Source organism: Clavibacter sp. A6099 (genome assembly GCF_021919125.1).
Lineage (GTDB): Bacteria > Actinomycetota > Actinomycetes > Actinomycetales > Microbacteriaceae > Clavibacter > Clavibacter seminis.
The window spans coordinates 1253763-1280454 of record NZ_CP083439.1 but is presented as its reverse complement, the minus strand read 5'-3'; the positions used below and the strand labels follow the sequence as shown (position 1 = coordinate 1280454).

General features: G+C 72.3%; 26 protein-coding genes. 4 read left to right on the top strand and 22 right to left on the bottom strand.

The genetic code is table 11. The features are described 5' to 3' along the window. Positions 1–14: 14 nt before the first annotated feature. Entirely contained in the window at positions 15–635 is a 621-nt protein-coding gene (locus KYT88_RS06095) for a methylated-DNA--[protein]-cysteine S-methyltransferase (protein ID WP_200871156.1), read from the top strand. Continuing rightward, positions 632–1225 carry a DNA-3-methyladenine glycosylase I gene (locus KYT88_RS06090; RefSeq protein WP_043587598.1) on the top strand — a complete coding sequence of 198 codons (594 nt, stop codon included), beginning with the start codon at positions 632–634 and terminating at the stop codon, positions 1223–1225. The genes KYT88_RS06095 and KYT88_RS06090 overlap by 4 nt, the downstream gene beginning before the upstream one ends. A 12-nt stretch (positions 1226–1237) precedes the next feature. Here KYT88_RS06090 and yaaA read toward each other — a convergent pair whose 3' ends face one another. The 12 genes from yaaA to KYT88_RS06030 all read right to left on the bottom strand — a co-directional run bounded on the left by yaaA (position 1238) and on the right by KYT88_RS06030 (position 11892). Beyond that, positions 1238–1993 carry a peroxide stress protein YaaA gene (yaaA, locus tag KYT88_RS06085; RefSeq protein WP_043587599.1) on the bottom strand — a complete coding sequence of 252 codons (756 nt, stop codon included), beginning with the start codon at positions 1991–1993 and terminating at the stop codon, positions 1238–1240. A gap of 119 nt (positions 1994–2112) precedes the next feature. Continuing rightward, the gene (locus KYT88_RS06080) at positions 2113–2382 is read right to left on the bottom strand and encodes a F0F1 ATP synthase subunit epsilon (RefSeq protein ID WP_012037856.1); all 270 of its coding nucleotides are present in this window, start codon (positions 2380–2382) and stop codon (positions 2113–2115) included. Between the two features lies 1 nt (position 2383). Beyond that, positions 2384–3844: a F0F1 ATP synthase subunit beta gene (atpD, locus tag KYT88_RS06075; protein ID WP_012037855.1), complete on the bottom strand. Its 1461-nt coding sequence runs from the start codon at positions 3842–3844 to the stop codon at positions 2384–2386. A 35-nt stretch (positions 3845–3879) separates the two neighbouring features. Next, on the bottom strand, positions 3880–4779 hold the full coding sequence (locus tag KYT88_RS06070; protein WP_043587601.1) for a F0F1 ATP synthase subunit gamma: 900 nt from the start codon (positions 4777–4779) through the stop codon (positions 3880–3882). 49 nt (positions 4780–4828) lie between these two features. Beyond that, the gene (gene atpA, locus KYT88_RS06065) at positions 4829–6466 is read right to left on the bottom strand and encodes a F0F1 ATP synthase subunit alpha (protein ID WP_043587603.1); all 1638 of its coding nucleotides are present in this window, start codon (positions 6464–6466) and stop codon (positions 4829–4831) included. 55 nt (positions 6467–6521) lie between these two features. Then, positions 6522–7313, bottom strand: coding sequence for a F0F1 ATP synthase subunit delta (locus KYT88_RS06060; protein ID WP_043587604.1), 792 nt, complete (start codon positions 7311–7313; stop codon positions 6522–6524). Beyond that, complete coding sequence (locus KYT88_RS06055) at positions 7313–7879, bottom strand: F0F1 ATP synthase subunit B (protein ID WP_012037851.1); 567 nt, start codon at positions 7877–7879, stop codon at positions 7313–7315. The genes KYT88_RS06060 and KYT88_RS06055 overlap by 1 nt, the downstream gene beginning before the upstream one ends. A gap of 11 nt (positions 7880–7890) precedes the next feature. Next, entirely contained in the window at positions 7891–8124 is a 234-nt protein-coding gene (locus tag KYT88_RS06050) for an ATP synthase F0 subunit C (RefSeq protein WP_012037850.1), read from the bottom strand. Between the two features lie 46 nt (positions 8125–8170). Next, a complete protein-coding gene (gene atpB / locus KYT88_RS06045; RefSeq protein ID WP_237583810.1) occupies positions 8171–9019 on the bottom strand; it encodes a F0F1 ATP synthase subunit A in 849 nt (282 codons plus the stop codon). A 154-nt stretch (positions 9020–9173) separates the two neighbouring features. Then, positions 9174–9644: a Cg1360 family ATP-synthase-associated protein gene (locus tag KYT88_RS06040; RefSeq protein ID WP_043587605.1), complete on the bottom strand. Its 471-nt coding sequence runs from the start codon at positions 9642–9644 to the stop codon at positions 9174–9176. Continuing rightward, positions 9641–10960 (bottom strand): MraY family glycosyltransferase, encoded by a 1320-nt coding sequence (locus KYT88_RS06035; RefSeq protein ID WP_043587608.1) that lies wholly within the window; start codon positions 10958–10960, stop codon positions 9641–9643. Before KYT88_RS06035 ends, KYT88_RS06040 begins: the two co-directional genes overlap by 4 nt. After that, positions 10957–11892: an L-threonylcarbamoyladenylate synthase gene (locus KYT88_RS06030; protein ID WP_444505536.1), complete on the bottom strand. Its 936-nt coding sequence runs from the start codon at positions 11890–11892 to the stop codon at positions 10957–10959. Before KYT88_RS06030 ends, KYT88_RS06035 begins: the two co-directional genes overlap by 4 nt. Before the next feature lie 83 nt (positions 11893–11975). On the opposite strand from KYT88_RS06030, the gene KYT88_RS06025 reads away from it, so the two are divergent. Then, positions 11976–12629: an HAD-IA family hydrolase gene (locus KYT88_RS06025; RefSeq protein ID WP_043587611.1), complete on the top strand. Its 654-nt coding sequence runs from the start codon at positions 11976–11978 to the stop codon at positions 12627–12629. A 38-nt stretch (positions 12630–12667) separates the two neighbouring features. On the opposite strand, the gene prmC is transcribed toward KYT88_RS06025, so the two are convergent. From prmC to argS, 9 genes are all read right to left on the bottom strand, one after another. Then, positions 12668–13543, bottom strand: coding sequence for a peptide chain release factor N(5)-glutamine methyltransferase (gene prmC / locus KYT88_RS06020; protein WP_043587613.1), 876 nt, complete (start codon positions 13541–13543; stop codon positions 12668–12670). 24 nt (positions 13544–13567) lie between these two features. After that, entirely contained in the window at positions 13568–14647 is a 1080-nt protein-coding gene (prfA, locus tag KYT88_RS06015; RefSeq protein WP_012037843.1) for a peptide chain release factor 1, read from the bottom strand. Positions 14648–14650: 3 nt separating this feature from the next. Further along, on the bottom strand, positions 14651–17149 hold the full coding sequence (gene rho / locus KYT88_RS06010; protein ID WP_237583808.1) for a transcription termination factor Rho: 2499 nt from the start codon (positions 17147–17149) through the stop codon (positions 14651–14653). A gap of 296 nt (positions 17150–17445) precedes the next feature. Then, the gene (gene thrB / locus KYT88_RS06005) at positions 17446–18411 is read right to left on the bottom strand and encodes a homoserine kinase (protein WP_043587615.1); all 966 of its coding nucleotides are present in this window, start codon (positions 18409–18411) and stop codon (positions 17446–17448) included. Then, entirely contained in the window at positions 18408–19484 is a 1077-nt protein-coding gene (gene thrC, locus KYT88_RS06000) for a threonine synthase (protein WP_043587617.1), read from the bottom strand. Before thrC ends, thrB begins: the two co-directional genes overlap by 4 nt. Then, entirely contained in the window at positions 19484–20815 is a 1332-nt protein-coding gene (locus tag KYT88_RS05995; protein WP_043587619.1) for a homoserine dehydrogenase, read from the bottom strand. Before KYT88_RS05995 ends, thrC begins: the two co-directional genes overlap by 1 nt. Then, on the bottom strand, positions 20812–22311 hold the full coding sequence (locus KYT88_RS05990; protein WP_043588000.1) for a diaminopimelate decarboxylase family protein: 1500 nt from the start codon (positions 22309–22311) through the stop codon (positions 20812–20814). The genes KYT88_RS05995 and KYT88_RS05990 overlap by 4 nt, the downstream gene beginning before the upstream one ends. Before the next feature lie 156 nt (positions 22312–22467). Then, on the bottom strand, positions 22468–23298 hold the full coding sequence (locus KYT88_RS05985; protein WP_043587621.1) for an LmeA family phospholipid-binding protein: 831 nt from the start codon (positions 23296–23298) through the stop codon (positions 22468–22470). 11 nt (positions 23299–23309) lie between these two features. Beyond that, positions 23310–24974 (bottom strand): arginine--tRNA ligase, encoded by a 1665-nt coding sequence (gene argS / locus KYT88_RS05980; RefSeq protein WP_043587624.1) that lies wholly within the window; start codon positions 24972–24974, stop codon positions 23310–23312. Positions 24975–25171: 197 nt separating this feature from the next. Here argS and KYT88_RS05975 point away from each other — a divergent pair, with 197 nt between their 5' ends. Then, the gene (locus tag KYT88_RS05975) at positions 25172–25819 is read left to right on the top strand and encodes a hypothetical protein (protein WP_043587626.1); all 648 of its coding nucleotides are present in this window, start codon (positions 25172–25174) and stop codon (positions 25817–25819) included. 27 nt (positions 25820–25846) lie between these two features. On the opposite strand, the gene KYT88_RS05970 is transcribed toward KYT88_RS05975, so the two are convergent. Further along, complete coding sequence (locus KYT88_RS05970; RefSeq protein WP_043587628.1) at positions 25847–26641, bottom strand: transglutaminase-like domain-containing protein; 795 nt, start codon at positions 26639–26641, stop codon at positions 25847–25849. Positions 26642–26692: the final 51 nt, after the last annotated feature.

The following is a 26692-nucleotide window of genomic DNA, read 5'->3' as shown; positions in this document are numbered from 1 at the left end:
CGTACGGTCGCCGCATGACCCCCTCCTCCGCTCCCGCCGTCGCCCCCGCGCGTCCGAACGTGCCCCCGCCCGGCCGAGGCCGTCCCGGATCCCCCGCACCCGAACCCGATCCGCGCCGTCCGCTCCCGCCCGCAGCTGGCCTCCTGCCCGCGGGCGCCGCTCTCCTCCGGGTGCCCTCCCCCGTCGGCCGCCTGGAGCTCGTGGGCGAGGGCGGCCGGGTCGTGGCGCTGTCCATCGCGACCGACGGCGTCCTGCCGCTCGACCACCTGGACGATCGGCCGAGCCCCGTGCTCGCGGAGACGGCCCGGCAGCTCGGCGAGTACTTCGTTGGCCTCCGGACCTCGTTCGAGGTCCCGGTGCGGTTGACGGGGACCCCGTTCCAGGTCGCCGTCTGGGAGGCGCTCGCCCGCGTCCCCCATGGCGGCGTCACGACGTACGGCGCGCTCGCGCAGGCGGCGGGTCGTCCTGGCGGGGCGCGCGCGGTCGGCGGCGCCGTCGGCGCCAACCGGCTCTGCGTCCTCGTCCCGTGCCACCGCGTCCTCGGCTCGGACGGCCGCGTGACCGGCTTCAGCGCGGGCGACGGGGTCGCCACCAAGGTCCGGCTGCTCGCGCTCGAGGGCTCGGTGCTGTCGTGACCCGGGCGTCGGTCACGGTCGGCGACGACGGCGTGGCGCGCTGCGCCTGGTCAGCGGCCGACCCGGAGTACCGCAGGTACCACGACGAGGAGTGGGGCCGCCCGCTGCACGGCGACCGTCCGCTCTTCGAGAAGCTGTGCCTCGAGGGCTTCCAGGCGGGCCTGTCGTGGATCACCATCCTCCGCAAGCGCCCGCGCTTCCGCGAGGTCTTCCACGGCTTCGACGTCGACGCGGTCGCCGCCATGGACGATGGCGACGTCGAGCGGCTCATGGGCGACGCGGGGATCATCCGCAACCGCGCGAAGATCCTCGCGGCCGCCGGCAACGCGCGCGCCGTGCGGGCCCTCGTCGACGCGCACGGCGACGGTGCCCTCGACCGGATGATCTGGGCGCACGCGTCCGATCCCCTGTCACGCCCACGGCCGGCCGCGGCCGACGAGATCCCCGCCGTCACGGCGGAGTCCACGGCCCTCAGCCGCGAGCTGAAGGCGCACGGCCTCCGCTTCGTGGGCCCCACCACCGTCTACGCGCTCATGCAGTCATCGGGCCTCGTCGACGACCACGTCGTCGGCTGCCACCTGGCCGCCTGAGACGGGGCGCCGTCAATGCGGCGCGGCGACCAGGACGAGCTCGCCGGAGTCGCGACGCGACAGCTCGACGCCGGCGCCCTCCGCCCAGTCCAGCAGCTCCGCGATGGATCCGAGGTCGCGGCCGGCGAGGATCAGATCCCGCACCAGCTCGCCCTTCGCCTTCTTGTTGAAGTGGTTGAGCGCGCGCACCGTGCCGTCCGAGCCTCGAGCGACCACGCGCACCACGGCGGAGTCCTCGTGGCCCGGGCGCGGTCCGAGGGCCGCGTATCCCTCGGATCGGAGGTCGAGCACGAGGCCGGGGATCCCCTCCAGCACGCGGCTGACGGAGTCCACCCAGTGCGCCTTCATCCGGATGCCCGGCAGTCGGCTGTCATGCGAGAGCCGGTAGGCCGGGATCGGGTCGGTCGCCCGGACGGGCCCGAGGAGCGCGGAGTGCACGGCCACGTGTCGACCGGCGAAGGCGAGCTGCGCGGCGTCCAGGGACTCGGCGCCAATCGGGTCGTAGAGCACGCCGGTGTAGCGACGGAGCGCGGGCATGGTCGGCGACGACTCGAGCAGGCGGTTCCGCTCGACCTCGCCGGCTTGGCGCGGTCCGAGCTTGAGGGCGCGCGCGGCGGCCTCGGGATCCTGCGCGAGGTCGGCGACGGCCCGCACGACCGTCCGCCGCTCGTCCGTCAGCTCGGGGAAGGCGAGGAGGCCGAGGTCGAGGCGCGATCCGTCCGTCCCCCCGTCGCGCTTCGTCTCGGACGGGGGCAGCAGGACGAGCACGAGACCTCCGGGAGCGGGTGGGGTGGACGGGCGGGTGGGCAGGGACGAGCCGCGCGCGCCCGGACGCACGACGGCGGACGGCCCCCGAGGGGACCGCCCGCCGTCGGACGGAGGTGACGCTACGCGACCAGCGCGGCCTTGCGCGCGACCACGGTCACGTTGTCGTTCTCCACCGAGAGGAAGCCCTCGTCGGCGTCGGCCGTGATCACGGCGCCGCCGTCCTGCGTGATGCGGACGTTGCCGGTCGCGAGGATCGCCAGGAGCGGCTCGTGACCGGCGAGGATGCCGATCTCGCCCTCGCTCGTGCGCGCGACGACCATGGACGCCTGGCCCGACCAGACCTGCTGGTCGGCCGAGACCACGGTCACCGTGAGATCAGCGCGGGCCATGTCAGCCGTTCTCCTTCTGGATCTCGGACCAGCGGCGCTCGACGTCGTCGAGGTCGCCGACGTTGAAGAACGCCTGCTCGGCGACGTGGTCGTAGTCGCCGTCGGCGATCTTCGAGAACGACTCGATGGTGTTCTTTAGCGGCACCGTGGAGCCCTCGACGCCCGTGAACTTCTTCGCCATGTACGTGTTCTGCGAGAGGAACTGCTGGATGCGGCGCGCACGCGACACCGTGACCTTGTCCTCCTCGGAGAGCTCGTCGACGCCGAGGATCGCGATGATCTCCTGCAGCTCCTTGTTCTTCTGCAGGATCGCCTTGACGCGGGTGGCCGTGTCGTAGTGCGCCTGGCCCAGGTACCGCGGGTCGAGGATGCGGCTGGTGGACGTCAGCGGGTCGACGGCCGGGTAGAGGCCGCGCGAGGCGATCTCTCGGCTGAGCTCCGTGGTCGCGTCGAGGTGCGCGAACGTGGTGGCCGGTGCCGGGTCGGTGTAGTCGTCCGCGGGGACGTAGATGGCCTGCAGCGAGGTGATGCTGTGGCCGCGGGTCGACGTGATGCGCTCCTGGAGCACGCCCATCTCGTCCGCGAGGTTCGGCTGGTAGCCCACCGCGGACGGCATGCGGCCGAGCAGCGTGGAGACCTCGGAGCCGGCCTGCGTGAAGCGGAAGATGTTGTCGATGAAGAGCAGCACGTCCTGGTTCTTCACGTCGCGGAAGTACTCCGCCATCGTGAGCGCGGACAGGGCCACGCGGAGGCGCGTTCCCGGCGGCTCGTCCATCTGGCCGAAGACCAACGCGGTCTTGTCGAAGACGCCGGCCTCCTCCATCTCCATGATGAGGTCGTTGCCCTCGCGGGTGCGCTCGCCGACGCCGGCGAACACGGACACGCCGCCGTGGTCCTGCGCGACGCGCTGGATCATCTCCTGGATGAGGACGGTCTTGCCGACGCCCGCGCCGCCGAACAGGCCGATCTTGCCGCCCTGCACGTACGGGGTGAGGAGGTCGATGACCTTGATGCCGGTCTCGAACAGCTGCGTCTTGGACTCGAGCTGGTCGAACATCGGGGGCTTGCGGTGGATGGGCCAGCGCTCGGTGATCTCGATCGGCTCGCCACCCTCGTTGTTGAGGATGTCGCCGGTGACGTTGAAGACCTTGCCCTTGGTGATGTCGCCGACGGGCACCGAGATGGCGGCACCCGTGTCGCGCACCTCCTGGCCGCGGACGAGGCCGTCCGTGGGCTTCAGGGCGATGGCGCGCACGACGTCGTCGCCGAGGTGCAGCGCGATCTCGAGCGTGATCTCCGTCGACTCCTCGCCGATGGTGATCGTCGTCTTGAGGGCGTTGTAGACCGGGGGGATCGAGTCGTGCGGGAACTCGATGTCCACGACCGGGCCGGTGACGCGGACGATGCGTCCGACGCCGGCCACGCTGTCGCTGGCGACCGGCGCAGTGGCGGTGTCAGTCATTGATGTCTCTCTTCTTCATTCGTGGAGCAGGAGTGTTACTTGCTGGAGGCGAGCGCGTCCGCGCCGCCGACGATCTCGGAGATCTGCTGCGTGATCTCGGTCTGGCGCGCGTTGTTCCGCAGCCGCGTGTAGGTGGTCACGAGCTTGTCGGCGTTGTCGCTCGCCGACTTCATGGCCTTCTGGCGCGCGGCGTGCTCGGAGGCGGCCGACTGGAGCATCGCGTTGAAGATGCGGCTCTCGATGTAGACGGGCAGCAGCGCGTCGAGCACGTCGCCCACCTCGGGCTCGAACTCGTAGAGCGGCAGGACGGCACCCTCGCCGGGCGCCTCCACCCCCTCGACGACCTCGAGCGGCAGCAGCCTGACGACCTCGGGCTTCTGCGTCGCGATCGACACGAAGCGGTTGAAGACGATGTGGATCTCATCGACCCCGCCCTCGGACGCCGGCGTCACGAACTTCTCCACGAGCGCGTCGCCGATGGACTTCGCGGTCTCGAACTCCGGCTTCTCGGTGCTGCCGGTCCAGATGCGCTCCGAGGAGCGCTTCCGGAACTTGAAGTACCCGACGGCCTTGCGGCCCACCAGGTAGTAGACGATCTCCTTGCCCTGCGACCGGAGCAGCTCGGCGAGCTGCTCCGACTCCTTCAGGACGCTGGAGCTGAACGCGCCCGCGAGGCCGCGGTCGGAGGCGAAGATGACGATCGCCGCCCGCTCCACCTTCTCGGGCTCGGTCGTGAGGATGTGGTCGACGTTCGAGAACGTCGCCACCGCCGAGACCGCGCGCGTGACGGCGCGGGAGTACGGCGCGGACGCCGCCATCCGCTGCTGCGCCTTCTGGATGCGCGACGCGGAGATCAGCTCCATCGCGCGGGTGATCTTCTTCGTCGTCTGCGCGGACTTGATCTTCTGCGTGTAGACCCGGAGTTGCGCTCCCATGAGTCTCCCTATCGGTCTCGGTCGGTGGCGGATCGGTGGGGCGAGCGCGTCAGCGCTTGCCCTTGACGATCTGCTCCTGGTTGACGTCCTCGGCCTTGGCGGGCTCGAACTTCTCGGATCCCACGGAGGCGAGCGGCTTGCCCTCGCCCGTCTGGAACTCGAGCTTGAACGCGTCCACGGCCTTGTCCATCGCGTCGACGATGTCGTCGGTGAGGACGTTCTTCTCCTTGAGCTGCGAGAGCACCTCCGTGTTGCGGTGGAGGTGGTCGAGCAGCTCGCGCTCGAAGCGGAGGATGTCCTCGACGGGCACCTCGTCGAGCTTGCCCTTCGTGCCCGCCCAGATCGAGACGACCTGCTCCTCGATGGGGAACGGCGAGTACTGCGGCTGCTTGAGCAGCTCGGTGAGGCGCGCGCCGCGGGCGAGCTGGCGACGGCTGGCCGCGTCGAGGTCGGACGCGAAGATCGCGAACGCCTCGAGCGAGCGGTACTGCGCGAGCTCGAGCTTGAGCGTGCCGGAGACCTTCTTGATGCTCTTCACCTGGGCGTCGCCGCCGACGCGGGACACCGAGATGCCGACGTCCACCGCGGGACGCTGGTTCGCGTTGAACAGGTCCGACTGGAGGAAGATCTGGCCGTCGGTGATCGAGATCACGTTGGTGGGGATGTACGCCGAGACGTCGTTCGCCTTCGTCTCGATGATGGGCAGGCCTGTCATCGATCCGGCGCCCAGCTCGTCCGAGAGCTTGGCGCAGCGCTCGAGCAGGCGGGAGTGCAGGTAGAACACGTCGCCGGGGTACGCCTCGCGTCCCGGCGGGCGGCGCAGGAGGAGCGAGACGGCGCGGTAGGCCTCGGCCTGCTTGGACAGGTCGTCGAAGATGATGAGGACGTGCTTGCCGCCATACATCCAGTGCTGGCCGATGGCCGAGCCGGTGTAGGGCGCGAGGTACTTGAAGCCGGCGGGGTCGGACGCGGGGGACGCGACGATGGTCGTGTACTCCATGGCGCCGGCCTCCTCGAGGGCGCCCTTCACCGAGGCGATGGTCGAGCCCTTCTGGCCGATGGCGACGTAGATGCAGCGGACCTGCTTGTTCGTGTCGCCGGACTCCCAGTTGGCCTTCTGGTTGATGATCGTGTCGATCGCGATGGCCGTCTTGCCGGTCTGGCGGTCGCCGATGATGAGCTGGCGCTGGCCGCGGCCGATCGGGATCATGGCGTCGATGGCCTTGATGCCGGTCTGCATGGGCTCGTGCACGCTCTTGCGCTGCATGACGCCGGGCGCCTGGAGCTCGAGGGCGCGGCGGCCCTCGGTCGCGATCTCGCCCTGGCCGTCGATGGGGTTGCCCAGCGGGTCGACGACGCGGCCGAGGTAGCCGTCGCCGACGGGGACGGAGAGCACCTCGCCGGTGCGGCGCACCTCCATGCCCTCCTCGATGCCGGCGAACTCGCCGAGCACGATGACGCCGATCTCGCTCTCCTCCAGGTTCTGGGCGAGGCCCAGGGTCCCGTCGGCGAACGTGATGAGCTCGTTGGCCATGACGCCGGGCAGGCCCTGCACGTGGGCGATTCCGTCGCCCGCGTCGAGCACGTAGCCGACCTCGGTGGTCGAGGCCTTGCCGGGCTCGTAGGACTGCACGAAGTCCTTGAGCGCGTCCCGGATCTCGTCGGGGCTGATCGAAAGTTCTGCCATCTTCTTTCCCTTTGCATTCACGAGAGCGGACGGCTCCCGAGGTGACGCCCGCCGGTCAGGCGAACTGGAGTCTCAAATCGTTGATCCTGGTGGCGACGCTGCCGTCGATGACGTCGTCGCCGATCTGGACGCGGAGGCCGCCGACGAGGTCGCGGTCCACGACCTGGTTCAGCTCGATCCGCCGGGAGTACCGGCGGCTCAGTGCCTGCGCCAGCCGCTCCGACTGCTCGGGCGACAGGGGCGAGGCGACGCTGACCGTGGCGATGGTGAGGCCCGCCTGGTCGGCCACGAGGGTGGCTGCGTGACGGACGAGCTCGCCGATGCGGCGGCCGCGGGGCTGCTGCACGAGCTGCTCGACGATGACGACCGTCTGCTCCGATGCCCGGCCGTCGAGGAGACGGTGGACGAGGGTCGACTTGCCCTGCGGGTCGCCCAGCTTGTCGCCGAACGCCAGCTCGAGGCCGTCGTCGGTGGACACCGCGCGTCCGAACGTGAACAGCTCGGACTCGACGGGCGTGCCCTCGGGTGCGGAAATCGCGACGGCGCGGATGCCGAGCTCCTCGATGCCCGCCAGCAGCTCGTCATGCGACGACCAGCGTCCGTCGACGACCGCGCGGAGGACGCGCAGCGCCGGCTCCTGCACGGTGGCGCCGAATACCCGGTCCACGATGCTGTGCTTGACCTCCGGCGCGATGCCGGTGTCCGCCAGCGCGGAGAGCAGGTGCGTGGATCCGCCGATGGCGCGGCCGGCTCCGAGGAGCTGACCGGCCGTCGACAGGTCGACGCCCCCGAGCTCCGCGAGGACGCGGCGTGCGGAGTCGAGCGATGCGCGCGATGCACTGCCCATCAGCTGGCGGATCCCGTCCTGCCGGCGGTCTCGCTGGCCTCCAGGTCGGCGAGGAACCGGTCGACGAGCGCGGTGGAGCGCTGGTCGTCCGTGAGGCTCTGGCCGATGACGCCCGATGCGAGGTCGATCGCGAGCGATCCGACCTCGGACCGGAGCGAGACGACCGCCTGCTGGCGCTCGGCCTCGATCTGCTGCTGAGCGCTCGCGGTGATCCGGGCGGCGTCGGCCGTGGCCTGCTCCTTGATCTCCGCGGCGATCGCCGTGGCGTCGACGCGGGCCTGCTCGCGGATGCGGCCGGCCTCGGCGCGTGCCTCGGCGAGCTGGGCGGTCAGCTCGGCCTTCGCGGCGTCGGCTTCCGCCTGCGCGCGCTCGGCCTTCTCGATGCCGCCGGCGATGGCCTCGGTGCGGCCGTCGAGCATGGCGTAGACGCGCGGGAGCGCGTACTTCCAGATGACGACCAGGAGGACGACGAACACGACCGCCGACCACACGATGTCGTAGACCGCGGGTAGGAGGATGCTCGGCGCTTCTTCACCTGCCGCCATCACGTTGTGGGGCGTGAGCATGTGCGTGTCCCCTAGTTGGTGAAGATGAAGTAGGTCGCGAGGCCGATGAGCGCGAGCGCCTCGGAGAACGCGATGCCGAGGAACATCGTGGTGCGGAGGCTGCCGGCCATCTCGGGCTGGCGGGCCATGGCCTCGACGGTCTTGCCCGCGACGATCCCGACACCGATGCCGGGGCCGATCGCTGCGAGGCCGTAGCCGACGGTCGCGATGTTGCCGTTGATCTCGGCGAGAATGATGGGGTCCACTGGGGTTTCCTTCCGGTTGGGTGATCTCGTTGGTCGACGAGATCGCTTAGTGCTCCTCCGCCACGGCCATCTGGATGTAGACGGCGGTGAGGAGGGCGAAGATGTAGGCCTGCAGGACGGCGACGAGCAGCTCGAAGAGCGTGAACGCGAACCCGAGGACGAGGGTGCCCGCGCCCAGGATCTTGAGCGCGCCCTGCGCCTCGAAGAGGAAGAACCACGTCGCGGAGAAGCAGAGCACCAGCAGGAGGTGCCCCACGAGCATGTTCATCAGGAGTCGGAGCGTGAGCGCGACCGGCCGGATGATGAACGTCGAGAGGAACTCGATGGGCGTGAGGAGCAGGTAGACCGGCTTCGGCGCACCGGCGGGGAACAGCGTGTTCTTGAAGAACATCACGCCCCGGTCCTTGATGCCGGCGTAGATGAAGGTCACGTACGCCACGAGGGCCAGGAGCAGCGGGAGGCCGATGACCGACGTGCCCGCGATGTTGAGGAACGGGACGACGCCCGTCAGGTTCATGCCGAGGACCAGGAAGAAGATGGTCATGATGATCGGCAGGAAGCGCCGGCCGTCCTTCTTGCCGAGGATGTCCTCCGCGATGTTGACGCGGACGAAGTCGACGCCCATCTCGACGAGGTTCTGGCCGCGGCCGGGCACCAGCGCGAGCTTGCGCGTGCCGAGGACGAACAGGACGACGAGGACCGCCATCACCAGGAGCCTGATGAGCATGATGCGGTTGAGGTCGAAGCCCGTGCCCTCGAAGAAGGCGATCGGCGGGAAGAACTCCTCGAGCGTGGGAGCGTGGAACCCCTCACCCGAGTCTTCAGCGGCGAGGGTGATGATGCTGGGTGCAGCGGTGGCTAACAGCGCTATCTCCTGTTTCGGGGCGTGGAGCACGAGCTCTCGCGGCGACGAACGGATGGGGTGAGAAGACGCCGGCGTGAGGTGGTTCTGGGCACGGCCCGACGGGAATCGTCTTGACAGAGACTATCAACAATGAGGGTGCCCTGACTAATCGCGTCCCCTCTTCCCGCGGCCCGAGGGCGCGCGGTCAGCGCCCGGGGAGCTGCGCGTCGCTGACGTAGCCGACGCGGGCCTTGGTGATCACGATCATGTCCATGACGAGGGCGCCCACGACGCCCACGATCACCGTCACGAAGAGCACGACCAGGTTGATCCACGGCTGCTCCTTGAGCACCATGGCGACCGCGAGGAACACCACGAACTTGAGGAGCCACGCGCCGAGCACGACCGAGAAGAACAGGGTCGGGTAGATCGGCGAGGACTGGAACCGGTTGGCGAAGAGGATGCTGCCGGCCGTGAGCCCCAGGAAGACGAGGGCCATCGCGCTGCCGATGACGGCGCTGAGGAGGCCGCGGCCGCCGTCGACCGCGAAGCCGACGATGCCGCCGACCACCGCGATGGCGAGGGCGAGCAGCGCTCCCCCGATGAGGATGCGCGTGAAGACGTCCTTCTTCGCGGGGGTCTCCGCCGGGGCGGGGGCGCTCGGGCTGTCGGTCATGTCGTCTCCTTGGCTGTCCCCGGGTTCGGGGCGTCGGTGGGGCGGGTCGCGATGGCTCCCGTGGCGAGCTCCGCGTGCTCGCGCTCGACCTCCTCGAGCTCGGACTCCGTGAGGCGCGCGAGCGGCCGGTCGGCGGCGGCCTCGTCGAGCGGGTCGTACGCCGCGGCGTCGTCGGAGTCCGCGTCGGCGGGGACGAGCTGCGCTGCGGCCTCGAGGCGCTTGCGGCGGCTGAGCGGGGCGAGGGTGACGACCGCGCAGGCGACCATGCCGACCGCGATGAAGGCCACGCCCCACGCGTACGGCTGCACCACGAACATGAGCAGGCAGCCGACCGACACGACGCCCGTCCACGCGTAGAAGATCAGGGTCGCGTGCAGGCGCGAGTGGCCCATGTCGAGCAGGCGGTGGTGCAGGTGCTTGCGGTCGGCGCTGAAGGGCGACTTGCCGGCCTTGAGGCGCCGGAACACCGCGAGGGCGAAGTCGAGCAGCGGGACGATGAGGATCGCGAACGGCAGCAGGATCGGCAGGAAGGCGGGCAGCAGCTGCGAGCGGCCGAACGTCTCCGGGTTCGGGTCGATCTCGCCCGTGACCGCGATGGCGCTCGTGGCCATCAGGAGGCCGACGAGCAGCGCGCCCGCGTCGCCCATGAACAGCTTCGCGGGGTGCCAGTTGAACGGGAGGAAGCCGAGGCACGCGCCGATGAGGATCGCGCTGATGAGGGACGCGAGGTTGAAGCGCTCGGTCTGGCCGGTGGCGGTGTCCGAGAGCAGGAAGCTGTAGAGGAAGAAGGCGCCGTTCGCGATGATCGCGACGCCGGCGACCAGGCCGTCGAGGCCGTCGATGAAGTTGACGGCGTTCATCACGAGCACGATGGCGAAGATCGTCAGCATGATCGACATCTGGGACGAGCCGACCGTGAGGCCGCCGATGGGGAGCGAGGAGATCGCGACGCCCTGCCAGGCGAGGAGCCCGGCGGCGAGGATCTGGCCGGCCAGCTTGATCATCCAGTCGAGGTCGTAGATGTCGTCGAGGACGCCGATGACGACGATCATGAGCGCGGCGCCGAGGATCGCGAACACCGGACCTGGCCGGTCGAAGACGAGGCTGAACCAGGACACCTGCGAGGCCACGGCGAACGCGACGAGGATGCCGGCGAACATGGCCACGCCGCCGAGCCGGGGCGTCGGGCGCGTGTGCACGTCGCGCGCGCGGATGGCCGGGTAGAGCTTGTAGCGGTAGCCGAGCTTCATGACGACCATCGACAGGACGAGCGTGATGACCGCCGAGACGACCGCCATGGCGGCGTAGTAGGTCACCGGGGGTGCGCGGGCGGATCCGCGGGGGGCTCGGTCGCGGTCGGGTCGTCGGGCGTCGCCGCGGGCGGCGTCGGGTCGGCGGGCGCCGGGTCGGCGGGCTCGACGAACTCGGGGTACGTCGGGCCGGCGTCGGTCGACGCGTCGGCGACGGGAGCGGCGTCGGCGTCGGGCGCGGCGACGGCAGCGCGCTCGGCGCCGCTCGCCGTGCCGCGCGGGGTCTCGGGTTCGTCGGGGGCGGGCGCGGCCTCGGGCTCCGGCTCGGCGGGCGCGGTGACGACGGGCTCGAGCTCGTCGCCGATGAGCTGCTGGATCTGCGCGCGCGTGATCGCGCCCTCGCGCACGATGCGGACGCGGCCGCCCGCCTGGGTGACGCGCGAGGCGTCGACGATGGTCGAGGCGGCTCCCCCTGCTGCTCCCCCGTCGAGGAAGACGTCGACCGACTCGCCGAGCTGGTCCACGGCCTCCTGGGCGGTCGCGGCGGCGGGCTGCCCCGTCTTGTTCGCGGACGAGACCGCGAGCGGGCCGGTCTCCGCGAGGAGCTCGAGCGCGTAGGAGTTCGCGGGCATGCGCAGCGCGACGGTGCCGCGGGTCTCGCCGAGGTCCCAGACGAGGGAGGGCTGCGCCACGAGGATCACCGTGAGGCCACCCGGCCAGAACTCGTCCACCAGGCGGCGGACCACGTCGGGGACGAAGTCGGCGAGGGCGTCGAGCGTGGACTGCCCGGGGATGAGCACGGGCGGCGGGGCGTCGCGCCCGCGACCCTTCGCGTCGAGCAGCCGCTGGACGGCGTCGGGGTTGAACGCGTCGGCGGCGATGCCGTAGACGGTGTCCGTGGGGATGACGACGACCTCGCCGCGGCCCACCGCCTGTCGGGCGAGTCTCATGCCGGTGAGGAGGTCGGTGTCGACTGAGCAGTCGTAGATGCGCGCCATGTCGTCGCTCATCGTAGCCGAGCGCGGGCCCGCGGCCCTGAGCGGGGGATCCGCGCCACGCCGACGCCCGCATACTGGGCGTGATGACCTCCGCGCACCGCTCCCCCGGCCCCGACGGGCTCCTGTTCGTGTTCGACATGGACGACGTGCTGTACGACCACGACTGGCGCGGGCCCGCCGACCGCATCACGGCGGCGACCGGGCACGACCTGCCGGAGCTGCGCCGTCGCTGGTACAACGACGACGGCGAGTGGGCGGCGGAGGCGGGCCGCATCGACGCCGACTCCTACCTCGACGCGTTCTGCGCCGCGGTGGGCGTGGAGATGGACGAGGACGAGTGGGTGCGGCGGCGCCGAGCATCCATGACGGTGCGGCCGCAGGCGCTCGAGGCGGTCGCCCGGGCGCGCGAGGCCGGGCGGATCACGCTGCTGACGAACAACAACGCGCTCGCTGCCCGGCACCTCCCGGAGCTCGCGCCCGAGCTGGTGCCGCTGTTCGGCGTGGAGAATCTGCGGACCTCGAGCGGGTACGGCGCCCGGAAGCCGGATCCGGCCGTGTTCCGCGGGGTGCTCGCCGCCTACGGGCAGCCGGCCGCGCGGACGTTCTTCGCGGACGACCGCGAGGACAACGTCGCGTCGGCCCGCGGGCTCGGCATCACCGGGCACCACGTGCGCGGCGACGGGGACCTGCTGCCCGCGGTCGAGGCGTTCATCCGGGCGCAGGCGCACGCGGGCTGAGCCGCGACGGCGCTCGCGCTGGATCGCGCGGATCCCCGTCAGCGCAGCGCGGTCGTCGCGCGGTCGCGCCGGGTGAGGTCCTCGTGCGTCGCGGTCGCGCGCCAGCCGTCGGCGTCGAGGAGGGCGCGGATCGCGTCGCCCTGCAGCTCGCCGTGCTCGATCACGAGCGCGCCGCCCGGGTGGAGCAGCCGGCGCGCGGTCGTCGAGACGAGCCGCACGACGTCCAGTCCGTCCGCGCCGCCGTAGAGCGCGAGCGCGGGGTCGTGCAGCCGCACCTCGGGGTCGCGCGGGATCGCGTCGGCGGGGATGTAGGGCGGGTTCGAGACGACGACGGACACCGTGCCGTCGAGCTCGGGGAACGCGTCGGCGAGGTCGCCGAGCACGAGGTCCACGCGGGGTGCGATGCGCTCCACGTTGCGGGCCGTCCATCCGTGCGCCTCGGGCGACACCTCGATCGCGTGCACGCGCGCGTGCGGCACCTCGGTCGCGAGCGCGAGCGCGAGGGCGCCGGATCCCGTGCCGAGGTCCACCGCGACGGGCGCCTCCCCGGGCGCCGCCGTCAGCGCGTCGATCGCGAGCTGCGCCACGTGCTCCGTCTCGGGTCGCGGCACGAAGACGCCGGGTCCGACGAGGAGCTCGAGCGAGCGGAAGTGCGCGACGCCCGTGATGTGCTGCAGCGGCTCGCGCCGTGCGCGACGGGCGGTCAGCTCGAGGACGCGCGCGGCGTCCCCGGCGTCGACGGCCGCGCGCGTGATCGCGCGCGACTGCACCTGCCCGCGCGAGAGGCCGAGCACGTGCCCGACGAGGAGCTCCGCGTCGACCGCGGGATCCTCGATCCCGGCGGCCGCGAGCGCCTGGCCCACCCGCATGCGGAGGGCGTCCACGGTGACCGGGACGCCCCCTGCGTCAGGCACGGGCGAGCGCGATTCGCGAGGCCGTCACGCGTCCGTCCCGAGCGCGTCGAGACGCGCCTCCTCGTCGGCCTGGATGCACGACTCCACGACCGGGTCGAGGGCTCCGTCCATCACGGCGTCGAGGTTGTACGCCTTGTATCCCGTGCGGTGGTCTGCGATGCGGTTCTCCGGGAAGTTGTACGTGCGGATGCGCTCGGACCGGTCCATCGTGCGGATCTGGCTGCGGCGCACGGCCGAGGCCTCCGCGTCGATCTCCTCCTGCTGCTTCGCGAGCACGCGCGCGCGCAGCACGCGCATCCCGGCCTCGCGGTTCTGCAGCTGGCTCTTCTCGTTCTGCATCGCGACCACGATGCCCGTGGGCAGGTGGGTGATGCGCACGGCGGAGTCGGTCGTGTTGACCGACTGGCCGCCGGGGCCGGACGAGCGGTAGACGTCGATCTTGAGGTCGTTGGGGTCGATCGCGACCTCCTCGACCTCCTCGACCTCGGGGATCACGAGCACGCCCGCGGCCGAGGTGTGGATGCGCCCCTGCGACTCGGTCGCCGGCACGCGCTGCACGCGGTGCACGCCGCCCTCGTACTTGAGGTGCGCCCACACGCCGAGCGCGGGGTCGTCGGACGTGCCCTTGATGGCGACCTGCACGTCCTTGTAGCCGCCCAGGTCGCTCTGGGTCTGGCTGAGGACCTCGGTCTTCCAGCGGCGCGACTCGGCGTAGTGCAGGTACATGCGGAGCAGGTCGGCGGCGAACAGCGCGCTCTCGGCGCCGCCCTCCCCCATCTTGATCTCCATGATGACGTCGCGCGCATCGTCGGGGTCGCGCGGGATCAGGAGCCGCCGGAGCTTCTCCTGCGCCGCATCCAGCGCCTGCTCGAGGCCGGGGATCTCGTCGGCGAACGCCGGGTCCTCCTCGGCCAACTCGCGCGCGGCGGCCAGGTCGTCGCCGAGCTGGGTCCACTCCGCGTGCGCGGCGACGATCCGGCTCAGCTCCGCGTAGCGGCGGTTGACCTTGCGCGAGCGCGACGCGTCGGCGTGCAGCTCGGGGTCGCCGAGCTGCTGCTGGAGCTCCTCGTGCTCCTCCAGCAGCTGGACGACGGACTCGAACACGCGTCAGCCCTTCTCGTGCGCGCCGTGCCCGTGGCTCTGGTGGGACACGCCGTTACCGGTGTTGGGCATGGAGGCCTGGACCTTCATGAGGAACTCGACGTTGGACGTCGTCTCCTTGAGGCGGCTGAGGACGATCTCGAGGGCCTGCTGCTGCTCGAGCCCGGCGAGGGCGCGGCGCAGCTTCCAGGTGACCTTGACCTCGTCGGCGCCCATGAGCATCTCCTCGCGGCGCGTGCCGGAGGCGTTGACGTCCACGGCGGGGAAGATCCGCTTGTCGGCGAGGGCGCGCGAGAGGCGGAGCTCCATGTTGCCGGTGCCCTTGAACTCCTCGAAGATGACCTCGTCCATCTTGGATCCGGTCTCCACGAGCGCCGTGGCGAGGATCGTGAGCGATCCGCCGTGCTCGATGTTGCGCGCGGCGCCGAAGAAGCGCTTCGGCGGGTAGAGCGCCGACGAGTCGACGCCGCCCGAGAGGATCCGGCCCGACGCGGGAGCCGCGAGGTTGTACGCGCGGCCGAGGCGGGTGATGGAGTCGAGCAGCACGACCACGTCGTGGCCGAGCTCCACGAGGCGCTTGGCGCGCTCGATGGCGAGCTCGGCGACCGTGGTGTGGTCCTCGGCGGGACGGTCGAAGGTGGAGGCGATGACCTCGCCCTTCACCGTGCGCTGCATGTCGGTGACCTCCTCGGGACGCTCGTCGACCAGCACGACCATGAGGTGGACCTCGGGGTTGTTCGTGGCGATGGCGTTCGCGATGGCCTGGAGCACGAGCGTCTTGCCCGCCTTGGGCGGCGAGACGATGAGGCCGCGCTGGCCCTTGCCGATCGGCGACACGAGGTCGATGATCCGCGTCGTGAGCTTGTTCGGCTCGGTCTCGAGGCTGAGGCGGTCCTGCGGGTAGAGCGGCGTGAGCTTGCCGAACTCGACGCGGTTCGCGGCCTCCTCGGGCGGCAGGCCGTTGACCGAGTCGATCTTCACGATCGCGTTGTACTTCTGGCGGCTCTGGCTGTCGTTCTCCCGCGGCTGGCGGATGGCGCCGACGATCGCGTCTCCCTTGCGCAGCGAGTGCTTCTTGACCTGGCCGAGCGAGACGTAGACGTCGTTCGTGCCGGGCAGGTAGCCGCTCGTGCGGACGAACGCGTAGTTGTCGAGCACGTCGAGGATGCCGGCGACGGGCAGGAGGACGTCGTCCTCGGTGACCTCGGGCTCGAAGTCGTCGCCGCCCTGGCCGCGGCCGCGCTTGCGGTCGCGGTACCGGCTGCGGCCGCCGCGGTCGTCGTCGCGGCCGAGGTCGGCACGGGCCTGGTCGGCGCGCACGTCCTGCGTGCGGTCGCCCTGGCCGCGGCCGTTCTGGCGCTGGCGGCCGGTGCGGGCCTCCTCCTGCGCCTCGTCGTCGGCGTCGGGCTCGCGGGGGGCCTGCTGCGGCTGTCCCTGGTCGCGGCCGTTCTGCTGCTGGTCGTCCTGGTCGCGGCCGCGGTCGCGGTTGCGCCGGTTGCGGCTGCGGTTGCGGCCGCCCTCGCGACCCTCGCGGCCCTGGTCGTCGCGGCGTCCGCCCTGGTCGTCGGCGTCGCGGTCGTCGCGCTGCCGGTCGGCCTGCTCGGATGCGGCGGGGGCCTCGTCGGCGGTCTCCTGGGCGGGTGCGTCCTGCGCGGCGCCGCGGTCGGCGCCGTCTTGGGCGTCGCGTCCGCCGCGGCGACGGCCACGGCCGGAGCGCTGCGCGGGGGCCTGCTCCTCGGTGGGCGCGTCGGCGACGGGCGCCTGCGCGTCGGCCTGCGCGTCGGCGGGGACGAGCTGGTCGGCGGTCTGGCCGCTGTTCACGTGCTGGGCGGCCTGGCGCGGGGCCTCGGTGGCGGGGTCCACGACGCCGGAGCTCGTGGCGCGGCGGGATCCGCGGCCGGAGCGCGCGGGCGCCTCGGTGCGGGGTGCCTCGGTGCGGGCCTCCTCCTGCGCGCGGCCCCCGGTGGCCTCGGCGATGCGGGCCTCGAGTCCCGTGCCCGCGGGCTCGGCGGCGGGCGCCTCGACGGTCTCGGCGATGCGCTCGGGCACGATGCGGGCGGTGCTGGCGCGGCGGGATCCGCGGCCGGAGCGCGCGGGCTGCTCGGTCGGGGCGTCGGCCGCCGGGGCCTCGGCGGCGGGGGTCTCGGCGGCGGGCGCCTCGGCGGGGGTCGCGTCCGCGACGGGGGCGGCGTCCGCGGCCGGGGCGGCGTCGGCGACGACGGGCTCCGAGGCGGGGGCCCCCTCGACGACGGGCGCGGCGGCGGCGTCGTCCGCGGGAGCGGGCGTCGCGTCGCCGGTCTCGGCGGCGGCGGCCTCAGGGGCCGTCTCGTCGGCGGGGGCGGTGGTGCCCCGGGCGGCCTGGATCTCGGAGATCGCGGTCACGAGCTCGCCCTTCCGGAGCTTGGAGCCGCCCGGGATCCCGAGCTCGGAGGCGATCGCCTGGAGCTGGGAGACGCGGAGCGCGCTCAGGTCCGCGATGGTGGCGCGGGTGTCGACATCGGTCATGTGCGTGGGTCCTTTCCCCGATCCGGCGGGACGAAGCCCGTGCGGAGGAGAGCCGATCGCGTGTGTCTCTGCGAAAGCGGCGGACGGTCTGATTCCGTCCGGAGCTGCTGTCGGGCACGGAGGCACGGGATCTTGCAGAGACGACAGCGGGTGAGTGGTGAGGAACGACCACCGGGACCGGATCTCCGACGCGCATGCGTGGATCCGTTGATTCCGGGGTCGAGCAGAGCCTAGCACCCGGCGCTCCGCCCGCGGGGGGAACGGCGCGCCGGGTGCGCAGGAGCCGCGCGATCCGGCTAGGCGGCGGGAGCGGATCCCTCGTCGACGACCTGGACGGTCGAGCCCTTGACGTCGACGGCGAGCATGAGCGCGGTCCACGGGTTCGTGCTGCGCTCGGCGACGAGCTCGGCCGCGGTGAGGCGCTGGCCCGGGTCGCTGCCGAGGACGAGGAGCGAGGGACCTGCGCCCGAGACGACGGCCGCGTAGCCGCGCTCGCGCAGCAGGTGCACGAGCTCGTTCGTCTCGGGCATCGCGGCGGCGCGGTAGTCCTGGTGCAGGCGGTCCTCGGTGGCCGCGAGCAGCAGCTCGGGGCTCTGGATGAGCGCCGCGATGAGCAGGGCCGAGCGCGACACGTTGAAGATCGCGTCCTCGTGCGGCACCGACTCCGGCTGCAGGCTGCGGGCGAGCGCCGTGGACATGGTCGCGACCGGCACGAGCACGAGCGGCGAGACGCCGCGGTGCACGGCGAGCTTCTTGTGCTGCGGGCCCTGGCCGTCGACCCACGCGATGGTGAGGCCGCCGAAGAGCGCGGGCGCGACGTTGTCGGGGTGGCCCTCCATCTCGGTGGCGAGGCGGAGGAGCGCGTCGGCGTCGATCTCGACCGTGCCGGCGAGGAGACCCTGCGCCGCCATGATGCCGGACACGATCGCGGCTCCCGACGATCCGAGGCCGCGGCCGTGCGGGATCCGGTTCTCCGCCACGAGGTCGAGGCCGGGCATGGGCTGGTCGAACGCGGCGAACGTGTGGGCGATGGCCGTGACGACGAGGTTCGTCTCGTCGGTCGGCACCTCGCCCGCGCCCACGCCGCGCACGTCGACCGTTGCTCCGGGTGCGTCGCGCACCGTGACCGTGAGGTCGTCGTAGAGCGCGAGCGCGAGGCCGAGCGTGTCGAAGCCGGGGCCGAGGTTGGCGCTCGTCGCGGGAACGCGCACCTGGACGCGGCGGCCGGTCGCGAGCGCCTTGTCGCTCGGACCGTCGGTCACGACGCGACCAGGTCGAGCACGCCCGCGATCTCCGCGATGTCGATGCCCACGCTCGTCGGGGCGACGTCGGAGCCGTCCGCGGTGCGGAGCGCCCACTGCGGGTCCTTGAGGCCGTGGCCCGTGACCGTGAGGACGACCGTGGCGCCCTTCGGGATCTGCCCGGCCTCGGCGCGCTCGAGGAGCCCGGCGACGCTGATGGCCGACGCGGGCTCGACGAAGATGCCGACCTCCGCGGAGAGGATGCGGTGCGCCTCGAGGATCTTCGCGTCCGAGATCGCGCCGAAGTAGCCGTCGGTGAGCAGCTGCGCCTCGAGGGCGAGCTTCCACGACGCGGGGTTGCCGATGCGGATCGCGCTGGCGATCGTGTCGGGGTCCTTGACGATGGCGCCGTCGACGATGGGCGCGCTGCCCGCGGCCTGGAAGCCGAACATGCGCGGCAGCTTCGTGGCGTTGCCCGCCTCGAGGTCCTCGCGGTAGCCGCGCGTGTACGCGGTGTAGTTGCCGGCGTTGCCGACGGGGATGAGGTGGAAGTCGGGGGCGTCGCCCAGCACCTCGACGACCTCGAACGCGCCCGTCTTCTGGCCCTCGATGCGGTCGTTGTTGACGCTGTTGACGAGGTGCACCGGGTAGTTCGCGCTGAGCTCGCGGGCGATGTCGAGGCAGTCGTCGAAGTTGCCGCGCACCTGGAGCAGCTGCGCGTCGTGGGCGACGGCCTGGCTGAGCTTGCCCATCGCGATCTTGCCCTCGGGCACGAGGACCGCCGCCGTGATGCCCGCGTGCGTCGCGTACGCGGCGGCCGAGGCCGACGTGTTGCCGGTCGACGCGCAGATGACGGCCTTCGCGCCGTGCTCGACGGCCTTGGAGATCGCCATGGTCATGCCCCGGTCCTTGAAGGATCCGGTCGGGTTCATGCCCTCGTACTTGACCCAGACCTTCGCGCCCGTGCGGGCGGAGAGCGCCGGCGCGGGGATGAGCGGGGTGCCGCCCTCGCCGAGGGTGATGATCGGGGTGGCGTCCGTGACGTCCAGGCGGTCGGCGTATTCGCGGAGGAGTCCGCGCCATTGGTGGGCCATCAGGCTCCTTCTACTCGGAGGACGCTCGCGACTGCCGTCACCGCGTCGAGGTTCGAGACCGCGTCGACGGTGGCCCGGAGGGCCGCGTCGGTGGCGCGGTGCGTGCCGATCACCAGGCTAGCGGTGGGCCGGGCGCCCGCCCCTCCCGCCACGGGGGCCTGGTGCGTGGTCTGCTCGAGCGTCTCCACGGAGACGCCGTGCTCGCTGAACAGCTGCGCGATGCGGGCGAGCACGCCCGGCTCGTCCGCGACCTGCAGCGTGATCTGGTACTGGGTCGTGATCGCGCCGACGGGCAGCGTCTCGAGGTCGGCGTGGGTCGACTCGGCGACGCCGGGTCCGCCGACGACGTGCCGGCGTGCCGCGGAGACGACGTCGCCGAGGACGGCGGACGCGGTCTGCACTCCCCCGGCGCCCGCGCCGTAGAACATGAGGTCGCCCGCGGCCTCGGCCTCGACGAAGACGGCGTTGTTCGCGCCGTGCACCGCGGCCAGCGGGTGGTCGCGCGGCACGAGCGCCGGGTACACGCGGGCGGAGACGGCGTCGCGGCCGGTGGCGGGATCCGTGAGGCGCTCGCAGATGGCGAGCAGCTTGATCACGTAGCCGGCCTTGCGGGCCGAGTCGAACTGCGCGGCGGTGAGGCCCGTGATCCCCTCGCGGTGCACGGCCTCGACGGGGACGCGCGTGTGGAAGGCGAGGCTCGCGAGGATGGCGGCCTTCTGCGCGGCGTCGTAGCCCTCGATGTCGGCCGTGGGATCCGCCTCCGCGTAGCCGAGCTCGGTGGCCGTCGCGAGGGCCTCGTCGAAGCCGAGCCCGTGCGTGTCCATCTCGTCGAGGATGTAGTTCGTCGTGCCGTTGACGATGCCGAGGATCCGCTCGACCCGGTCCCCCGCGAGGCTGTCGCGCAGCGGCCGGATGATGGGGATCGCGCCCGCCACGGCGGCCTCGTAGTAGAGCTGCGCGCCCACCTGCTCGGCCGCCTCGAAGAGCTCGGGGCCGTGCGTCGCGAGCAGGGCCTTGTTGGCCGTGACGACGTCGGCGCCGGAGGAGATGGCGGCGAGGATGTGCGTGCGCGCGGGCTCGATGCCGCCCATCAGCTCGATGACGATGTCGGCCCCGAGGATGAGCGACTCCGCGTCGGTCGTGAGGAGCTCCCGCGGGACGGACGGGTCGCGCGGCGCCTCCCGGTCGCGCACCGCGATGCCCACGAGCTCGAGCCGGGCGCCCACGCGCTGCGCCAGCTCCTCGCCGTGCTCCCGCATGAGGCGCGCCACCTGGGTGCCGACCGAGCCGCAGCCCAGCAGGGCGACGCGCAGGTTCCGGTACTCGATCATCGTGCTCCGTTCACGTCGGGGGATGCGGCAGCGGGCGTGCCCGCGTCGCGCGCCAGCAGGTCGGCCTCGGTCTCGCCGCGGACGATGACGCGCGCCTCGCCGTCGCGCACGGCGACGACGGGCGGGCGGCCGATCCAGTTGTAGTTGCTCGCGAGCGCCCAGCAGTAGGCACCGGTCGCGGGGACGGCGACGAGGTCGTCTGCGCGCACGTCGCCCGGCAGGTAGTCCGCGAGGACGACGAGGTCGCCGCTCTCGCAGTGCTTGCCGGCGATGCGCACGAGGGCGGGATCCGCATCCGAGGCGCGGCCCGCGATGCGCACGGAGTAGTCGGCGCCGTAGAGGGCGGGGCGCGCGTTGTCGCTCATGCCGCCGTCGACGCTCACGTAGCGGCGGACGGCGGTCTCGGCCTCCTCCGCGACGCGCGGGTCCTCGACGTCGCCCGTCGCCGATGAGGCCTCGGCGACCTCGCCGTCGACGCCGCCGACGGTCACGAGCACGTCCTTCACGGTGCCGACCGTGTAGAGCGTGACGGTGGAGGGGCCGACGATGCTGCGGCCGGGCTCGACGGCGATGACCGGCACCGGGATCCCCCGCCTGCCGCACTCGTCGCCGACGATGCGCGTCAGCCGCCGGGCGATCTCGGGCACGGGCACGGGCCGGTCGACCGACGTGTAGGCGATGCCGAAGCCGCCGCCGAGGTTGAGCTCGGGCACGGGGCCGTCGACGAGCAGCCGCTCGTGCAGGTCGAGGAGCCGGCGGGCGGACTCGACGAAGGCGTCGGTCTCGAAGATCTGGCTGCCGATGTGGGCGTGCAGGCCCGTGAAGGAGAGGGAGGCGTGCGATCGGATCCGCGCGACGAGGCCGGGCGCGTCGGCCAGGGTGATGCCGAACTTCTGGTCCTCGCGGGCCGTGGCGAGGTACTCGTGCGTGTGGGCGTGCACGCCGCTGTTCACGCGGAGGCGCACGGGCTGGACGCGGCCGTGCGCGGCGGCCGCGGCGGCGACGCGCTCGACCTCGATCGCGCTGTCGACGACGACCTGGCCGATCCCGGCGCCGACGGCCCGGTCGATCTCGGCGACCGACTTGTTGTTGCCGTGGAAGCCGAGGCGGGCCGGATCCGCGCCCCCGGCGAGCGCGACGGCCAGCTCCCCGCCGGAGCAGACGTCGATGTGCAGGCCCTCCTCGACCATCCAGCGCGCGACCTCGATGCTGAGGAACGCCTTGCACGCGTAGTAGACGCGCGCGCTCGTGCCGACCGCGGCGGCCTCGCGTGTGAACGCCGCGAGGGTCTCCGCGGCGCGGGAGCGGACGTCGTCCTCGTCCATCACGTAGAGCGGGGTGCCGAAGCGCGCGGCGAGCTCGGTCGCGGGCGCTCCCGCGATGCGGATGGTGCCGTCGTCGCCGCGGACGGTGCCGCGCGACCAGACCGCGGGATCCAGCGCGTTCGCGTCGTCAGGGGGCTGCAGCCAGGACGGGGCCAGCGGGTTCGCGGTCACGGAGGTCACCTGTTCGTACGCGGGGCGGACGTGCGGGATGGCGAGCGGACCCGGTGTGGTCCCTGGAGCCGAAGGGGGCGGTGCGAGCCATCCTACCGAGGCGGGACGGGGCCTCCGCCCATGTGACGACGGCCGTCGGGGCCCGGCCGGGAGCGGCTAGCCGCAGCTGCCGGTGACCCCGAGCGAGTCGCGCGTGAGCTTCACCGAGGACGACTGCACGGTCATCGACGCGCGCCCGTCCGCGATGGTCACGTCCTGCACCTGGACGCCCGCGGGCAGGTACTGCGCGACGCACACGGGGTAGGTGATGTCGCGGATCCCCTGGATGGTCTGCGCGAGGTCGATCTTGAACGAGCCGGCCTGGAGGTCGACCTCGGCCGGCGTGATGACGATCGTGGATCCGTCCCGCAGCACGGGCTCCGCGGCCACGGTGTAGCCGAGCGTGAGGCCGAGGATCCGCGTGGAGCCGGAGTAGCCGAGCGTCCCGTCGCCGAAGCGCAGGTCGGGCGGCGTGCCCGCGGTCTTCGCGAGCAGGGCGCTGGCGGGATCCTGGTCCATGGACACGGTGGCGACCACGTCCCCGACGGTGCGCTCCTGGTCGGTCGGCACGTCGGTCGCGACGATGTGCGCCTGGAACGGCGTGCCGTCGGCCTGGAGGTTCGGGCCGTCGAGGACCACGCGGTCGAGCGTGCCGCGGATGAGCTGCGGGATGACCCAGTCGCCCTCGATCGAGACGTCGACGCGCCCGGTGATCTGCCCGGGCAGCTGGTCGGCGATCTGCTTCTCGGCCTGGTCCTGGGCGACGCCGCGCACGGTCTGGTCGATGATCCGCAGCCCGAACGCGAGCCCCACGCCGATCACGGCGAGCACGAGGAGCCAGATGAGCACGGTGCCGCCGCGCGGACCCCGACGACGACGACGGGCCTCCCTCGGGTCGCGCCGCTCGGGCGCCTCGAAGACCTCCGTGCCCTGGAACCGACCCGACATGATCCGCTCCCCTACATGCGCTCGGGGGCCGAGACGCCCACGAGGTCGAGTCCGTTGGCGACCACCTGCCTGACCGCGTCGTTCAGCCACAGGCGCGTGCGATGCAGGTCGGTGACCTCCTCGTCGCCGCGCGGGACCACCCGGCAGCTGTCGTACCAGCGGTGGTAGGAGCCCGCGAGCTCCTCGATGTAGCGCGCGACCCGGTGCGGCTCGCGCAGCTCGGCGGCCTGGGCGACGATGCGCGGGAACTCCTGCAGGAGGCCGAGCAGCGCCGACTCGGTCGGGTGCGTGAGCAGCTCCGGCGCGAACGCGGAGCGGTCGACGCCCGACGCATCCGCGTTGCGATCCACCGCGCAGGTCCGCGCGTGGGCGTACTGCACGTAGAAGACGGGGTTGTCGTTGGTGCGCTTGCCGAGCACCGCGAGGTCGATGTCGAGGTTCTGGTCGGCGGAGGAGCGCACGAGCGCGTAGCGGCCCGCATCCACGCCGACCGCGTCCACGAGGTCGTCGAGGGTCACGATGGTGCCGTTGCGCTTGCTCATCTTCACGGGCTCGCCGTCGCGCAGCAGGTTGACCATCTGGCCGATGAGGATCTGCAGGTTGACGCCCGGGGTGTCGCCGAACGCCTCGACCATGGCCATCAGGCGGCCGACGTAGCCGTGGTGGTCGGCGCCCAGCATGATGATGTTCTGCTCGAAGCCGCGCTCGCGCTTGTCGAGGTAGTAGCCGAGGTCGCCCGAGATGTAGGCGGGCTCGCCCGTGGAGCGGATGATCACGCGGTCGCGGTCGTCGCCGAACGTGGTGGTGCGGAGCCAGACGGCGCCGTCCTCCTCGAAGACGTGGCCGAGCTCCTTCAGGCGCGCGACGGCGCGGTCGACGGCGCCGGACTCGTGCAGCGAGTCCTCGTGGAAGAACACGTCGAAGTCCACGCCGAAGTCGTGCAGCTTCTGCTTGATCTCGCCGAACATGAGCTCGGTGCCGGCGCTCCGGAACACCTCCTGCTGCTCCTCGCGCGGGAGGGCGTCGAGGTCGCCGTCGTACCCCGCCACGACGCGCTCGGCGATCTCGCCGATGTAGGCGCCGCCGTAGCCGTCCTCGGGGGTGTCCTCGCCGAGGTGGCTCGCGAGGAGGCTGCGGGCGAAGCGGTCGATCTGGGATCCGTGGTCGTTGAAGTAGTACTCGCGCGTGACGTCCGCGCCCTCGGCCTGGAGGATGCGCGCGAGGCTGTCGCCGACCGCGGCCCAGCGCACGCCGCCGAGGTGGATCGGGCCGGTCGGGTTCGCGGAGACGAACTCGAGGTTGATGCGGATCCCGTCGAGCGTGTGCCCGCGGCCGTACGCGGGACCGGCGTCGACGATGGTGCGCGCGAGGGCGCCCGCGGCCGCCGCCTCGAGCGTGATGTTGATGAAGCCGGGCCCGGCCACGTCGACCTTCGCGACCTGCGGCAGCTCGCCGAGCGCCTCGGCGATGTCGGCCGCGATGGCGCGCGGGCTCTCGCCCAGCGGCTTCGCGATGCGCATGGCGATGTTGGTGGCCCAGTCGCCGTGGTCGCGGTTGCGCGGGCGCTCGAGCACGACCATGTCGGGGCTGAGCGCGAGGGCGTCGCCCCCCGGTCGTCGTCCTGCCGTCCGGGCCACGATGTCGAACAGGGCACCGGTCAGGTCAGGGGTCGTCATGGGGATCGATCCTACCGGCGGGCGCGACCCGCCCCTCCCGGCGCATGCCCGCGCGGACCGCCCCCAGCGCGGCCGAGCGTCCCAGCGGGGCACCGACCGGTCTCGGTATGGTGTCGATCCCGCCTCCCGCTCGTGGCACGTCGCCGCGCGCCGAGCGTCGCACCCCGCGGCGCGCCCGGATCCGAAGGAGCACCACCATGCCCGTCCGCCTCCCCGCGCCCGCCCGACCCCGCATCGCGCGCACCATCCCCACGGCCGCGGCCGCCGGACTCGCCGTCGCCATGCTCCTCGCGGGCTGCTCCGACCCCGCTCCCCTCCAGCCCACGACGCCGGACCCCTCGGCGAGCGCGGGCGGCGGCGGCGAGGCCCAGGGCGGCGGATCCGGAAGCGGGCCCACCGCATCGCCCACGCCGGCGCCGCCGAAGGGCACCCCGGTCAGCACCACGTGCGCCCAGCTCCTGCCCGACCTCGCCGAGTTCGGGAAGGGGTTCGCGAGCGAGGCGCTCCCGGCCGACACGTCCACGGACGGCCTGCGCGCCGACGTCCTCACGATGCAGGGCATCGCCTGCGCCTTCCGTTCGTCGGACGGCACCGCGGTCGAGGTCGACGTGGCCCAGCCCGTCGCCGCTGAGCTGCAATCCCGGCGCGACGCGGCCATCCTCCTGGCCGACCCCATCGCGGGGTACCCCTCCGGCGTCGAGGCCTACTTCGAGCTCGAGGACGCGATCGGCGTCTCCACCATATACTCCTCGAAGCACATGATCGTCATGCGGTCCGCCGCGTTCTACGAGCCGGGCGACCACGCCGACCTCGGCAACGCGGTCCTCAAGACCGTCGGCGGCTGATCCGACCCGTCAGCCGGAGCGGTCGGCTCAGCCCAGGCGCACGGCCGAGGCGACGTCGTCGACCGGGAGCTCGTCGACGGTCGCCATGACCTCCATGCGCGAGATGGTCACGAGGCTCCGGGTGTTGGTGAGGAACGCGGTGTCGGAGGCGTCGCGACCCGTGGAGATCCGCAGCAGGCTCTGGCGGGGCGCGAGCCCGGTGGCGTCCACCACGTGCCAGGCGCCGTCGACCCACGCCTCGGCGACCGCGTGGAAGTCCATGGGGCTGAGGCCCGGCGCGTAGACGGCGGCCAGCCGCGCGGGCACGTCGAGCGCGCGGAGCATCGCGATCACGAGGTGCGCGTAGTCGCGGCAGACGCCGCGGCGGGCGAGCAGCGTGCGGACGGCGCCGTCGGTCGGGAGGCTGGATCCCGGCGCGTACCGCAGCGACTCCGCCACGAACGCGCGCACTGCGGCGAGGAGCGGGAGGCCGTCCAGGCCGCGGAACTCGCCGCGGGCCGTGGGGAACAGCGTGTCCGACTCGCAGTAGCGGCTCGGGCGGCGGTAGATCCAGAGGTCGACGTCGTCGACGGGCGCGGGGTCGCGGCGGCCGGTGACCGTCGCGCGGTACTCCATCGTGAGGACTCCCGCGCCGGTCGTCAGGACGTGCAGCCGGGTGTCGTGCCGGTCGACCACCTCGGTCGCCTCGATCGGCCGTCCGTCGAGGGCGAAGGAGAGGTGCTCGGACGCGATGTCGGCCCCACGGGCGACGGCGATCGCGAAGGCCATCTCGCTCTCGCCGGAGACCTGCAGCTCGAGCATGGAGGAGACGTCGCGGCGCATGGGTCCATCGTGGCATCGGATCCGCCCGGCCCGGTGCGCCTGCCCCGTGCG

Excerpts from the sequence above, each read along its gene's own strand:
- KYT88_RS06095 (WP_200871156.1), top strand. The coding sequence starts at position 15 with ATGACCCCCTCCTCCGCTCCCGCCGTCGCCCCCGCGCGTCCGAACGTG.
- KYT88_RS06080 (WP_012037856.1), bottom strand. The coding sequence starts at position 2,382 with ATGGCCCGCGCTGATCTCACGGTGACCGTGGTCTCGGCCGACCAGCAG.
- atpD (WP_012037855.1), bottom strand. The coding sequence starts at position 3,844 with ATGACTGACACCGCCACTGCGCCGGTCGCCAGCGACAGCGTGGCCGGC.
- KYT88_RS06070 (WP_043587601.1), bottom strand. The coding sequence starts at position 4,779 with ATGGGAGCGCAACTCCGGGTCTACACGCAGAAGATCAAGTCCGCGCAG.
- atpA (WP_043587603.1), bottom strand. The coding sequence starts at position 6,466 with ATGGCAGAACTTTCGATCAGCCCCGACGAGATCCGGGACGCGCTCAAG.
- KYT88_RS06060 (WP_043587604.1), bottom strand. The coding sequence starts at position 7,313 with ATGGGCAGTGCATCGCGCGCATCGCTCGACTCCGCACGCCGCGTCCTC.
- KYT88_RS06055 (WP_012037851.1), bottom strand. The coding sequence starts at position 7,879 with ATGCTCACGCCCCACAACGTGATGGCGGCAGGTGAAGAAGCGCCGAGC.
- KYT88_RS06040 (WP_043587605.1), bottom strand. The coding sequence starts at position 9,644 with ATGACCGACAGCCCGAGCGCCCCCGCCCCGGCGGAGACCCCCGCGAAG.
- KYT88_RS06030 (WP_444505536.1), bottom strand. The coding sequence starts at position 11,892 with ATGGCGCGCATCTACGACTGCTCAGTCGACACCGACCTCCTCACCGGC.
- KYT88_RS06025 (WP_043587611.1), top strand. The coding sequence starts at position 11,976 with ATGACCTCCGCGCACCGCTCCCCCGGCCCCGACGGGCTCCTGTTCGTG.
- rho (WP_237583808.1), bottom strand. The coding sequence starts at position 17,149 with ATGACCGATGTCGACACCCGCGCCACCATCGCGGACCTGAGCGCGCTC.
- thrC (WP_043587617.1), bottom strand. The coding sequence starts at position 19,484 with ATGGCCCACCAATGGCGCGGACTCCTCCGCGAATACGCCGACCGCCTG.
- KYT88_RS05995 (WP_043587619.1), bottom strand. The coding sequence starts at position 20,815 with ATGATCGAGTACCGGAACCTGCGCGTCGCCCTGCTGGGCTGCGGCTCG.
- KYT88_RS05985 (WP_043587621.1), bottom strand. The coding sequence starts at position 23,298 with ATGTCGGGTCGGTTCCAGGGCACGGAGGTCTTCGAGGCGCCCGAGCGG.
- argS (WP_043587624.1), bottom strand. The coding sequence starts at position 24,974 with ATGACGACCCCTGACCTGACCGGTGCCCTGTTCGACATCGTGGCCCGG.
- KYT88_RS05975 (WP_043587626.1), top strand. The coding sequence starts at position 25,172 with ATGCCCGTCCGCCTCCCCGCGCCCGCCCGACCCCGCATCGCGCGCACC.
- KYT88_RS05970 (WP_043587628.1), bottom strand. The coding sequence starts at position 26,641 with ATGCGCCGCGACGTCTCCTCCATGCTCGAGCTGCAGGTCTCCGGCGAG.